This window comes from Streptomyces sp. NPDC006235 (assembly GCF_040613735.1).
GTDB lineage: Bacteria > Actinomycetota > Actinomycetes > Streptomycetales > Streptomycetaceae > Streptomyces.
Genome location: NZ_JBEXSR010000004.1, coordinates 187,050 through 199,796, shown reverse-complemented (window position 1 = coordinate 199,796; position 12,747 = coordinate 187,050). Strand labels below are relative to the sequence as shown.

The following is a 12,747-nucleotide window of genomic DNA, read 5'->3' as shown; positions in this document are numbered from 1 at the left end:
GGTTCAATCCCCCAGGTCGAGAACGAGTTTGGTGACGGCGAACGCCTCGGCGTAGCGCTCATGGCATTCGATGCCGCGGATCCGGGCGAGGCCCAGGAAGGCCTCCCGGTCGTACCAGGGCCGGTGGCGCTGCGAGGGGTAGTGCTCCTGCAGCAGCCGCACCTTCTCCTCGGCGATCTCCGGCGACAGCGGCTGGTACGCCGCCGGTCGGCCGAGATCGCCGTCCCACTTGACGATCTCGTAGCCGAGCACGAGGTGGTCGCGGAACGCGGTCGGTATCAGCTGCGCCAGGCCGCGGTGGTCCTGGTGGGCGTCATCGGTCCGCGGGGCCAGCACGAGGTCCGGCTCCGTCCGCGCGCGCAGTTCCTCGACCGCTGCCTTGGCCTCCTCCCAGTGCGCCGGCAGTCGGCCGTCCGGCAGCTTGTGCACCGTCAGCCGCAGGTCGGCGCCCGGGCAGAAGGCGGCGAGCGCGACCTGCTCCTCCTGCTCCCGCTCGCTGCCGCCGCCGGAGAGCACCAGCGCCTCGACGCGGACACCCGGCCGCGCCCGGCACAGCGTCAGCAGCGTGCCGCCGGCGCCGATGGCGATGTCGTCGCAGTGCGCGCCCACCGCGACGATCCGGTCCGGGCGCCCGGCCCCGAGCCGGATCACGCGCTCACCGCCGCGCTGTCCTTTTCCCACACGGCCCACGGGCGGTCCCCCCGGGCGTAGGCCTCGTCGAGCGCGGCCCGCTCCTTCACGGTGTCGGTCGGCTTCCAGAAGCCGCGGTGCTGGTGCGCCACCAGCCGGCCGCGCTTGGCCAGTTGGGCGCATCCGTCCGCGACCAGGTCCCCACCCTCCGGGATGTGGTCGAAGACCTCCTGGCGGAGCACGAAGTAGCCGCCGTTCTCCCACAGCGGCAGTTCGCTCACCGCGGTGATGCCCCCCACCAGGCCGTCCTCGCCCAGCTCCACGCAGTGGAACGACGACTGCGGCGGCACCACCATCATCGACGCACCGGCGTCCCGCTGCGCGAACCGGTCGATCATCTCCGGCAGCGGGGCGTCGGTGAGCACGTCGGCGTAGTTGGCGAGGAACATCTCGTCGCCGTCCAGGTGGTGCCGCACCCGGCGCAGCCGCTCGCCGATCGGCGACTCGATGCCGGTCTGCGCGAACGTGATCGTCCAGTCCGAGATGTCGGTGGACAGCAGCTCGGTCCGCCCGCCGCGCAGCACGAAGTCGTTGGACGTCGTCTCCTCGTAGTTGAGGAAGAAGTCCTTGATGTGGTGCGCCCCGTATCCGAGGCACAGGATGAACTCCGTGTGCCCGAAGTGCGCGTAGTAGCGCATGACATGCCAGATCAGCGGTCTGGGGCCGACCATCGCCATCGGCTTGGGCACGTCGTCGGAGGTTCCATTGCGCATCCGCATCCCGTAACCGCCGCAGAACAGAACGACCTTCATGCCTTGACCTCGACAATGCTCAGTTCCGGTATGGGAAAGACCAGCCGGCCGCCCCAGTCGTGCACGAAGGACAGCTGCTCGACCAGTTCGGCCCGCAGGTTCCACGGCAGGACGAGGACGTAGTCCGGCCTGTCGGCGGCGATCTGCTCGGGCGGCAGGACCGGGATGCGGGTGCCCGGGGTGAACCTGCCGTGCTTGTAGGGATTGCGGTCGACCGTGTACGGGAGCAGGTCGGGCCTGATGCCGCAGTGGTTGAGCAGGGTGTTGCCCTTGCCCGGGGCGCCGTAGCCGACGACCGTCTCGCCGCGCTCGGCCACCTCGATGAGGAAATTGAGCAGGTCCCGGCGCACCTTGGCCACCCGGGCGGAGAACTCGGTGTACCCGGACAGCTCCTGCAACCCGGCGGCCTTCTCCCGGTCCAGTACGTCGGCCACCCGCTGCGTCGGCTCGCCCGCCACCTCGGCCGGCCGGGCCCACAGCCGGATGGAGCCGCCGTGCGTGGGCAGCAACTCGACGTCCACGAGCGTGAGTCCGCCGCTCGCCAGGGCCCGGGTCGCGGACGCGACCGTGTAGTACTGGAAGTGCTCGTGGTAGATCGTGTCGTACTGGTTCTCCTCGATCAGGGTCAGCAGGTGCTGCACCTCGATGGAGACCCAGCCGTCGTCGGCGACCAGGGAGCGCAGGCCCTGGGTGAACCCGACCACGTCGGGGATGTGCGCGTACACGTTGTTGGCCACGACCAGGTCCGCCGGGCCGTGTTCGGCGCGGACGGCGGAGCCGGTGTCCGGGCTCAGGAACTCCGTGAGCGTGGGCACGCCCGCCTCGCGCGCCGCGGCCCCGACGTTGACCGACGGCTCGATGCCGAGACAGCGGATCCCCCGGTCCACCACGTGCTTCAGCAGGTACCCGTCGTTGCTCGCGACCTCGACCACGAAGGCGTCGGAACCGTCGGAGCCGTCGGAGCCGGCGGTGCCGAGTCCCACCCGCTGTACGGCGTCGGCGACGAACGTGCGCGCGTGCTCCACCCAGGAGGTCGAGTACGAGGAGAAGTACGCGTACTCCTTGAACGTCTCCTCCGGCGTGATCAGCGGCGGGATCTGCGCCAGCCAGCAGTCGGTGCACACCCGCAGGTGCAGCGGGTACGCGGGCTCCGGCCGGTCCAGTTGGTCCGCGGCGAGAAAGCTCTCGCACGGTGGTGTCGCGCCCAGGTCGACGACGCTCGCCAGCGCCGCCGAGCCGCAGAGTCGGCATCGTGTCATCTACTGCCCCCCATTGATTCCGTCCCCCATTGATTCCGACCGACCCGCGATCGCGGTGCGGTACTCCTCCACCAGGCGCTCCAGCCCGACGGCCGGGCTGAAGTCCTGCTCGTAACGGCGCCGGGCCGCCTCGCCCATCTCCCGGTTGCGGGCCGCCCCGGCCGTGATCCGGCGAATGCGGGACGCGAGCGAGGCGGACTCGCCCGGCCGGTGCAGCAGTCCGGTCACGCCGTCGTCGACGAGTTCGACGAAGGCGCCGTGACCGGCGGCGACGACCGGGACCCCGGCCGCCATCGCCTCCACGACCACCAGGCCGAACGCCTCCAGCCATGTGGAGGGAGCCACCACCGCGACCGACCGCGCGACGGCCTTCCGGCACTCCGCCGGGTCCAGCAGGCCGACGTAGCGCACGTCGTCCCGGCCCGCCGCCCAGGCGGTCACCTCCCGCTCCAGCGGCCCCGTGCCGGCGATCACCAGCGGCACCCCGACACCGCCGCCCGCGGCGATCTCGTCCCACGCGGCCATGAGCAGCCGCACACCTTTGGCCTGAGCGAGCCGGCCGAGGTAGAGCAGGTGCTCACCGGCGTCCGCCCGACGGACGTCCGGCTCGGGCACGAAGTTGTGCTTCACCGCCAGCCGCTCGGCCGGCATGCCGGCCCGCACCAGGACGTCGCGCTGCGCCGCGGAGATGCAGAAGAACCGCTCCACGCCGGACCACCACCGCCGCCGGTTGACCGACAGGCTGACCGCGAGCGGCACCGTCGCCAGCCGCGAGTTCCGGTAGCAGCCGTGCCGGACGGCGGGCAGCGGCGTCGCACCGACGCACTCGGCGCACGGCCGGCCGTCCCGCTGGAGCGTGCCGGGCGGGCAGACCTGGGTGTAGTTGTGCAGCGTCGCGACGGCGGGCACGCCGGCGTCGGCACAGGCGGCCAGCACCGCGGGCGACAGGAGCGGGAAGACGTTGTGGACGTGCACCACGTCCGGCCGCTCCGAGCGCAGCCGGGCGGCGAGTTCCGCGCGGACCGCCGGGTTCCACGGCACCAGCAGCGGCAGCGCGGCCTTGCCCAGCAGGGACCGGGCGGCGATGTCGTCGCTGCGCCGCTCGAACACCTCGACCCGGTGGCCGGCTCCGCGGAGCAGCGCCACCTCCTGGTCGACGACCTTGTTCTCCCCGCTCGGCTGCGCCGAGGCGTAGCGGTTGTGCACCACGAGAACGTGCATGCTCAGGTCACCTCCGTTCTCCGGGATCGCAGCGGGACGCGCCGTCGAGGGACTTCGGGCGCCGACGGGGGAGGGGCCGCGGACGCCGCCAGCAGTGAGGCGGCCACGGCCAGGTGCAGCAGGTACGGCGAGGCGTCGCCGAGCCCGGCCTCGGTGTACGACGCGATCGCGCAGTAGCTGATCAGGAAGATCGCACACGCCCTCGACAGCGACGGCGGCCGCAGCAACGCGACACCGCCCAGCACGACGACGACCGCCGCCACGAGCGCGACGCCGGTCATCCCCTGCTCCTGGTAGACGGCCAGCCAGCTGTTGTCGATCGGCAGCCCGCCGAACGACTTGTCGCCCAGGCCCGCGCCGAACAGGTGCTCCGAGGTCGTCCGGGGCGCTGCCAGCAGCGCGTCCCAGACCTTGGCCCGGCCGGTGAGGTTGGAGAAGTTCTCCTGGCTCTGCCCGCGCAGGAACCACGCCCGCAGCGCGGAGCTGAACGCCACCGCGGCCACCGTGGCGCACAGCACCGACCAGGCGAAGAACCGGCGGGCGGCGGCGCTGGTCAGGACGAGCGAGCCGATCGCCAGCGCCAGCCCGATGAGCAGGCCGAGCGTGGCCGTGCGGGTGTGGGTCAACGCCAGCAGGACGAGGGACGGCACGATGACCACGGCCGCGCTGCCCCGGTCGGTCCGGCGGCCCAGGACGAGCAGCACGGTGAGCCCGATGATCACCGCCGCGTACTGTCCGATCTGCGGCGGAGTGAGCGGCCACAACGCGCCGACCAGCCGCCCGCCATAGAGCTCGGGCAGGGCCGCGCCCGGTGAGATGGCCAGGCCGGCGGCCACCGACCCGAGCACCGCGAAGTACATCCGGATGTGGTGCCGGACGAAGGTCAGGCCACCGTCCCACCAGCGGCTGAGCAGCCACAGCGTGCCGACGAAGAGAGCCAGCCGGGCGCAGCGGAACAGCGCACCGAACCCGGACTCCAGGTCCGCGCTGGAGATCACACTCGGCACCAGCAGCAGGGTGAGCAGCAGCAGGAAGGCACTGGGCCGGATGCGCAGCCGGAGATTGAGTGCGAGCGCCAGCGCGAACGCGGCGACCAGCGCGCCCATGGTGACCATCTGGATGAGGGAGCGGGGCAGCGGGACGATGGTCTTCGCCCCGGCGGAGCCGAGCGTGTTGAGGACCAGCAGTCCCCAGACTGTCCCGACGATCTTCGGCGTGCGGTCCGCGGCCATCTCAACCACCGTCCCGTGCGCGGAAGGTGCTGCCCGCGTCCTGCCGGTACGGCATGCCCTGCCACTGCCCGGAGTCCAGCTCCCGGCTCGGGTCGTGGGCGACGAAGGTCCAGGGTCCGACGTAGACGTTGTCGTGCCAGCGGTTGTGCTGCTTGCGGGTGATCGCCTCGGCCACCCGTTCGCCCTGGTACGGCGACCAGTCCGGATAGGTGCCGTAGTTGGCCAGCACCGCCATGCGGCCGCACTTCACCGCGCACTTGACGACGGACGGGTCCAGTACGAAGCGGTTGTGGTGGATGTCCACCCGCTGGGTCTTCCAGCGGCAGTCGGCGTAGAGCGGCGCGGTGGCGATCGCGGGCCGCGCACAGCGGTCGGTGTCCCGCACCAGCAACGTGCAGTCGCCGGAGGAGGTGTTGGCCGGGCTGTTGCAGAACCGGTCGGCGTTCTCCCACAGGGTGATCCCGGACCAGTTGTCCTCCAGCAGGTTCTGCGCGATCTCGATCCTGTCCGTGCGGGCCCGGACCCGTGGTTCGCCGCCGGACTCGGACAGGTAGACCGTCGCGAACGGGAAGCTGTCGCCGCGGTCGGCCGCCTTGCGGCCCTCGACCCAGTTGTTCCGCCGGATCGTGTTCTTCCGGATGACCGCGTTGTAGCTGGTCTCGTAGATCAGCGCGGCGCCGTCGTTGGCCTCCAGCACGTTGTTCTCGATACGGAAGTCGTTGTTGTTGGTGTCCGCCCACAACCCGGCGCCGCGGTTGCCGTGCACCCGGTTGCCGCGTACGTCGGCACCGTCGACGGCCCAGAACTTGATGCCCCCGGTGCAGCCGCAGCCCGGCCGCCGCCGCTCCCAGTCGCCGGTGTTGTTGCCCGTGATCTCGTTGCCCTCGACCACCAGGCCGCTGATCCGGCCGTTGCCCTTGTACGCGTTCATGCCGTACTGGCCGTTGCCGCGCAGGCAGCTGGCGCGGACCCGCTGGCGGGCACCGGCCATCAGCCCGGCGCCGGAGTTGTGCTGGATCGTCGCGTGCTCGATCACCCACCCGTCGGCCGAGTCGTGGTTGACCACGCCCTCGTCATGCGGCGCGACGAAACGCTGCACGGTCAGGTGGCGGATGGTGACGTCGCGGGCGCTGCCGCCGAACGCGTACTGGTTCGTCTTCCCGCCGTCGAGTACCGCGCCCGGCGCGCCGAGGTAGCGGTTGCCCTCCTTGGGGATGACCTGGGCGTAGCGGTCCGGGTCGAGCCGGTGCGTGCCCGGCCGGAGCCAGAACGTGGTGTGCGGGGGACTGCTCTTGGTCTTCGCGGCCAGGTCACCGGCCTTCGCGGGGTCGACCGTCACCGCGCCCGCCGGCGCCTTCGCCGGCCCGGCCGCGGGCCTGGCGCACACCCGGGCCACGGCGACGGACCCGGACGCGGACGGCGCGACGGTCGGCTCCGCCCCGGCGCTCGGCGCGCTCGTACAGCCGGTCGCGGACAGCAGAGCCAGCGCCAGCGGCCCCGCCACCAACGCCCCGTGCCGTCTCCTGATCCCCACGCGCCGCCCCCCTAGCCGCAGAACCTGAGCAGGGTGGTGAAGTCCTCCGCGCCGTCGGCGAAACCCGTGCCGACCAGCGTGATGGCGGGTTCCTTGCGTCCGAAGCCGGGGGAGTACCAGCCCAGCGGCGGGCCCGTCTCGCCGCGATGCGCCCGCCAGGTCAGCTGCCCGGGCAGGTCGAGCACCGCGGAGCGGTCCTCGCCGTCCCGGCTCCAGGTGAGCTGTGCCCGGTTCCCCACCAGGTCCGCGGCGATCGCCGGGCCGAGGTGGAACGCCAGGCGTAGCTCCCGGCGCGGGCCGTGTGGGCCGCGGACCTCGTCGACCACCCGCAACTCCCGGCTCGCGGCCGTCAGCTCCACCCGGCGGCGGTGCACGGACGGCCGGTAACCGTCGTGCTCGGCGCACCAGCGGGCCACGCCCTCACCCGAGGGGTCCGCGACCAGGACGCGGGTCTTCGCATGCCGGGTCCACAGGAACGGACCGCCGGAGACGGACTGGTCACCGCCGTCCAGTTGCAGGGTGTTGTGGCCGAGGGTGGACCGGAAGTACTGCCGCCACTCGGGCTGCCCGTGGTAGCAGTACGTCCCCGGGTCGGCGAGCACGTCGACCCCGTCGTGCCGGACCTCCACGGACAGCGCGTCCGCGTGGGCGTGCGCGGCGATGGACAGGAACCCGTGCGGACCACCGTCGCAGCGGCACCAGATCTCTCCCGGACCGCGCAGGATGGTCATGCCGGCGTCCGCGAAGTGGGCCGGCCGGCTCGCCGGGCGGGTCACGGACGGTTCGGTGGGCTTGATGAGCGCGGCCAGCAGCGGGGTGCGCACATCGGTGCCGGTCACCTCCGGCCACCAGGCGAGCCGGCCGAACACCGCCTCCCCGGTGGCCAGCAGCGAGGCCCAGCGGTCGGTGCCCGCGCCGTCCACGACCAGGCCGTGCCCGTCGTCCGCGTCCCCCTGGCGCGGCGGCCGCAGCCGGCTGTCCACGACGGCGGCGAGCGCGTCGGTCATCCGCAGCAGCACCAGCCGGACCGACGCGGGGATCGGCACGCCCCGGGCATCCGCCTCGGCCACCGCGGCCAGGCCGAGCTCCAGCACCAGTCCGTGGTACTCGCTGGCCAGCTCGCGGTTGAGGCCGGAGCCGAAGGTGTTGGCGCGCAGGTGCCGCTCCAGCGTCCGCAGCGCGTCGGCCCGCCAGCGCGCCGAGGCGGGGAACCACCCGAACGCGCAGGCCGCTGCGAACTGCCCGGCGGCCTCGGCGATGACGTGGTTGTTCGCCGACGAGCCCCGGCTGGGGAAGGCGGCCAGCCAGCGCTGGTGGTGCCAGATCTGGTTCAGCGCCACCGGGTTGTCCTCGAACAGCCCGGCCGCGCCCGGCCAGCCGTCGAGCAGCCGGCGGATCCACACCCACGACAGCAGCCGGATCCCCAGCTCGATGCCGCTGGTCCAGTGCACTCCGCGCAGCGGCGCGTTGGCCGCCCACCACGACCGCAGGTGCTCGGCCACGCGCTCGGCGTACCGCTCGTCGCCGGTGACCGCGTAGGCGGCGGCGAGCCGGGTGAGGTACTGGTGCCGGGACAGCTCCCAGATCTGCTTGATGTCCCCGACCGTGTCCTCGTCCCGGTACGGCACGTCGAAGGCGTAACCCCACGGGGGCCGGAGCCCGGTCTTCGGGTCGTACCACCAGTCCGGGTGGACCAGGTCGTCGCGGACCACCCCGAAGAACTCGGCGTGCCCGGCCATCAGCCGGTCCGCCTCGGCGACGAGCCGTTTCGCGGCGTCCGCAGGGATCGCGGCGATCGCCGCGGCGGGCAGCACCGCGGTGAACCGGGCGCCGGTCACGCTCGGGCACGTCGGCCGCGCCGACCGCCACCGCCGCCTGCGCACCGCGTCGCCCACCCGGCCGCCGACCTCCCGCGGCCCCATCCGGGACAGCCGCCGCAGGTACCAGCCCGCGCTCATGGTCATCGCGAGCTCTCCAGCGTCACCGGCGCGCCGCCGGACAGGCCGGCCTGCACGGCGAGGGTGGCCGCCGTGGTGGCGACCAGCGACTGAAGCGGCACCGGCATCGGCCCGCCGGTCCGCACGGCCTTGACGAACGCGGCCAGTTCGGCGTTCTGGCCCTTGTCCCGGGCCTTGGGAAGGCGTGAACTGACCCACTTCTTGCGGCCCCCGTGGACCGAGGCCCGGACGAAGTCGTCGAGCCGCAGCACCTTGCCGTCCGCGACCAGGTCCAGCGTCTCCTTGGGGAAGCCGGGCGCGCCGGTGGTGACGTAGCTGATGGTGGCGGTGGACCCGCCCGGGTAGCGCAGCACGACCTGCAGATCCTCGTTGCCGGGCGTGCCGGTCGCGTACACGGAGACGGGGTCGGCATCGAGCAGCCAGCTCGCCGTGTCGATGAAGTGCCCGCCCTCACCGGCGAACCGCGAGCCCTCGGTGCCCTGCTGGAGGTACCAGCTGCCCTGGTCCAGCCGGCCCGCGTTGACCAGGTAGCGCAGGCTCGCCGGACCGGCCAGAGGACCGAACCGCTTCCTGGCCTCCTGCAGCAGCGGCGCGAACCGGCGGTTGAAGCCCACCTGCAGCCGGTCGTTGCCGGACTCCTCCACCGCCGCGAGCACGCCGGCCAGCTCGTCCTCGGTGAGGGCCAGGGGCTTCTCCACGAACACCGCCTTGCCGGCCAGCAGCGCTCTGCGGGTCAGTTCGGCGTGCGAGCTGTGCCGGGTGACGACGAACACCGCGTCGACGGACGTGTCGCCGAGCACGGCGTCGAGGTCGGTGGTCGCCCCCGCGAAGCCGAACTTCCGCTGCGCGTTGGCCCCGGACAGCGCCGTCGTGGTGACGACGGTCGACAACTCGACGCCGTCGCGCTGCGCCAGGTGCGGCAGCAGCATCGACGTCGCGTAGTTTCCCGCGCCGACGAACGCGAGGCGCACCGGCGTCCTGGTGGCCCGGGCCGGACTCGGCTTCACGCCTTCAGTGGACACCGCGGGCACGGTCACCGCGGGGGCCGGCGCCTCCGGCGCCTGGTCGGGGTACCGGAACAGGACCGCGACGGCCTTCAGTTCACCGTCCTTCAGGCTCCGGTACGTCTCGACGGCGTCGTCGAAGTCGGCGATGTGGGAGATCAGGGGCTCCACGTCGACGCGGCCGCGGGCGAGGAGATCGAGGAAGCACGCCAGGTTGCGGCGCTCGGTCCAGCGCACGTAGCCGATCGGGTAGTCGCGCCCCTCCAGCTCGTACGCCGGGTCGTAGCGCCCGGGGCCGTAAGAGCGGGAGAAGCGGACGTCGAGCTCCTTCTCGTAGTACGCGTTCCACGGCAGGTCCAGGCGGCACTTGCCGATGTCGACGACCCGGCCGCGGTCCCGGCTCAGCCGGGCGGCCAGCTCGACGGGCTGGTTGCTGCCGCCGCCGGCGGCCAGATACACCTGGTCCACGCCGTGACCACCGGTCAGTTCGGCGACGGCCGTCTGCACGGCCGCGGAGGCGGGATCGCCGCAGGCCGCCGCCCCGAGGCGCTCGGCGAGCTCGCAGCGCACCGGGTCGGGGTCGGCCCCGATGACGCGGACACCCGAGGCGGCCAGCAGCTGCACCACCAGCTGCCCGATCAGCCCGAGGCCGATGACGAGTGCCACTTCGCCGAGCTGCGGCTCGCCCTGGCGGACGCCCTGCAGCGCGATCGACCCGACGGTGCCGAAGGCCGCGTGCCGCGGCGCGAGACCGTCCGGCACCGGGGCGTAGAGGTTCTTCGGCACCCAGTTCAGTTCGGCGTGCAGCGCGTGCTCGTTGCCGGCGCAGGCCACGAGGTCGCCGACCTTCACGTCGTCGATCCCGGCGCCGACCTGCTCGACCACCCCGCACAGCGAATAGCCCAGCGGCGTGTAGGAGTCCAGCTTGCCCATCACCTTGCGGTAGGTGGCGGGCACTCCGTTGGTGGCCACGCTCTGCACGACCTTGGCCACCTGGTCCGGCCGGGAGCGGGCCTTGCCCAGCATCGACATGCCGGCCTCGGACACCTTCATGAGCTCGGTCCCGGTGGATATCAGCGAGTAGGCGCTGCGGACCAGCACGCCGTCCGGCTTGCACCCCGGCACCGGCACGTCGAGCAGCGCCAGTTCGCCGCTCTTGTAGTTCTGCACAACCTGCTTCACTCAAACTCCCCAGAAGTCGCGCCTCGGTACCAGTACTCGAGCGTCAGCACATGCCACAGATGCTTGGAGAAGTCCCGCTGTCCGGCCGCGTCCTCGGCGACCATCCGCGCCAGCGCGTCGCGGCGCAGGAACCCGGAACGGACGAGCAGGCCGTCGTTCACCACCTCGCGCACCAGCGGCGCCAGGTCCCGGCTCATCCAGGCGCGCAGCGGGGCACTGAACAGCCCCTTGGGCCGGTACACGATCTCCCGGGGCAGGACCGAGACGGCCGCCTCCTTGAGGACGGCCTTGCCCTGCCGTCCGACGATCTTGCGATCACCGGGCACGGCGAACGCCGCCCTGACCACCTCGACGTCCACGTACGGCACCCGCACCTCGGTCGACGCGGCCATGCTGGAGCGGTCCGTGTAGGCGAGGTTCAGGCCCGGCAGGAACATCCGGGCGTCGGTCAGGCACATGCGGTTGACGAAGTCGTCGAGGTCGTTGTCCTGGTACGTGTCCGCATGCTCGGTCAGCACGTCCCCGACCGTCCCGGCCAGGTCCGGATCGAGCAGGGCGAGCAACTCGGCCTGGTCGTACATGGTGTAGCTGCGCCGGAACGCGGTCTCCTCCGGGAGATCGGCGAAGGACAGGAACCGCTTCGCGAAGCGCACCGAGCGGTATCCCCGGCGGGACGTGGCGACCGGCAGCCGGTCCACGGCCGCGGACACCCCGCGCCGCAGAGGCCGCGGCACACGCTGGTAGCGCAGCGCCAGCAGATTGGCCAGGTGCTTGCGGTACCCGGCGAACAACTCGTCGGCGCCCATCCCCGAGAGCATCACCTTGACCCCGGCCTCCCGGGCGGCCGAGCAGATCAGGTACGTGTTGATCGCGGCGGGGTCGCCGATCGGCTCGTCCAGGTGGTACGTCATCCGCGGCAGCAGGTCGAGCACGTCCGGAGCGATCTCGATCTCCCGCAGGTCGACGCCGAATTGCTCGGCCACCTGCCGGGCGTAGCGCAGGTCGTCCGGCATCGCCTCGAACCTGGCGTCCTCGGCGCGGAACCCGATCGTGTAAGCGGCGATGCCGGGCCGGTCGCGGGCCGCCAGCGCGGTCAGATAGCTGGAGTCGAGGCCACCGGACAGGAAGGTTGCCACGGGGACGTCCGAGAGCAGGTGACGCCGGGTCGACTCCTCGACGACGGCCGCGATGTCCGGCAGTTCGCCGGCCAGCGCCCGCTCCCGGCCCTCGGCGGCGACGTCCTTCAGGTTCCAGTACCGGCCCCGCTCCACCCGGCCGTCCGGCCGGCACCGCAGCCAGCTGCCCGGCGGCAGCTTCTCCGCCTCGCGGAACGCGCAGCGCGAGTCGGGCACCCAGTAGTACAGCAGCGAGGCCACCAGCGCCGCGTGGTCCACCTGGAGCGACCCGCCGGTGACGGCCGCGAGCGCCTTGAGCTCCGAGGCGAACACCAGACCCTCGCCGCGCCGGAGCAGGAACAGCGGCTTGATGCCCAACTGGTCACGGGCCAGCACCAGTTCCCCGGTGCGCTCGTCGAAGACGCCGAACGCGAACATGCCGCGCAGCCGCGGCAGGCAGTCCGTGCCCCAGCGCCGCCAGGCCTCCAGCAGCACCTCGGTGTCGGAGGTGCCGCGGAAGCGCACCCCGGCGGCGGCCAGCTCGGCCCGCAGCTCGGGCGCGTTGTACAGCTCGCCGTTGTACGTCAGGGCGAGGCCGTCCGAGACCATCGGCTGGGCGCCGGTCTCGGACAGGTCGATGATGGCCAGCCGGCGGTGCCCGAGCTGCACGTCGCCGTCACCGGCGGGGTGGCCGTAGCGGCCCGCCCCGTCCGGACCGCGGTGGGCGAGGGCATGGGTGAGCCGGTCGGTCACGGCCTTCCCGTCCGGCCACCGGTACGTGCCTGCGATGCCACACATGT

At 72.4% G+C, this 12,747-nt stretch carries 9 protein-coding genes; all 9 read right to left on the bottom strand.

The window, feature by feature from the left end; all coding sequences use genetic code 11:
• Positions 1-3: 3 nt before the first annotated feature.
• Genes ABZ192_RS06925 through asnB form a run of 9 tightly spaced genes read right to left on the bottom strand, consistent with a single transcriptional unit; the run spans position 4 to position 12,745 of the window.
• Positions 4-651: a PIG-L deacetylase family protein gene (locus ABZ192_RS06925; protein ID WP_356923474.1), complete on the bottom strand. Its 648-nt coding sequence runs from the start codon at positions 649-651 to the stop codon at positions 4-6.
• Positions 648-1,442 (bottom strand): sugar phosphate nucleotidyltransferase, encoded by a 795-nt coding sequence (locus ABZ192_RS06920; protein ID WP_356923473.1) that lies wholly within the window; start codon positions 1,440-1,442, stop codon positions 648-650. Before ABZ192_RS06920 ends, ABZ192_RS06925 begins: the two co-directional genes overlap by 4 nt.
• Positions 1,439-2,701 carry a class I SAM-dependent methyltransferase gene (locus ABZ192_RS06915; protein WP_356923472.1) on the bottom strand — a complete coding sequence of 421 codons (1,263 nt, stop codon included), beginning with the start codon at positions 2,699-2,701 and terminating at the stop codon, positions 1,439-1,441. The genes ABZ192_RS06920 and ABZ192_RS06915 overlap by 4 nt, the downstream gene beginning before the upstream one ends.
• Positions 2,702-3,922 carry a glycosyltransferase gene (locus ABZ192_RS06910; protein ID WP_356923471.1) on the bottom strand — a complete coding sequence of 407 codons (1,221 nt, stop codon included), beginning with the start codon at positions 3,920-3,922 and terminating at the stop codon, positions 2,702-2,704.
• Positions 3,923-3,924: 2 nt separating this feature from the next.
• Positions 3,925-5,154 carry an O-antigen ligase domain-containing protein gene (locus ABZ192_RS06905; protein WP_356923470.1) on the bottom strand — a complete coding sequence of 410 codons (1,230 nt, stop codon included), beginning with the start codon at positions 5,152-5,154 and terminating at the stop codon, positions 3,925-3,927.
• Between the two features lies 1 nt (position 5,155).
• Entirely contained in the window at positions 5,156-6,688 is a 1,533-nt protein-coding gene (locus ABZ192_RS06900; RefSeq protein WP_356923469.1) for a right-handed parallel beta-helix repeat-containing protein, read from the bottom strand.
• Positions 6,689-6,699: 11 nt separating this feature from the next.
• Complete coding sequence (locus ABZ192_RS06895; protein ID WP_356923468.1) at positions 6,700-8,652, bottom strand: alginate lyase family protein; 1,953 nt, start codon at positions 8,650-8,652, stop codon at positions 6,700-6,702.
• Positions 8,649-10,832, bottom strand: coding sequence for a bi-domain-containing oxidoreductase (locus ABZ192_RS06890; RefSeq protein ID WP_356923467.1), 2,184 nt, complete (start codon positions 10,830-10,832; stop codon positions 8,649-8,651). Before ABZ192_RS06890 ends, ABZ192_RS06895 begins: the two co-directional genes overlap by 4 nt.
• On the bottom strand, positions 10,829-12,745 hold the full coding sequence (asnB, locus tag ABZ192_RS06885; RefSeq protein ID WP_356923466.1) for an asparagine synthase (glutamine-hydrolyzing): 1,917 nt from the start codon (positions 12,743-12,745) through the stop codon (positions 10,829-10,831). Before asnB ends, ABZ192_RS06890 begins: the two co-directional genes overlap by 4 nt.
• Between the last annotated feature and the right edge of the window lie 2 nt (positions 12,746-12,747).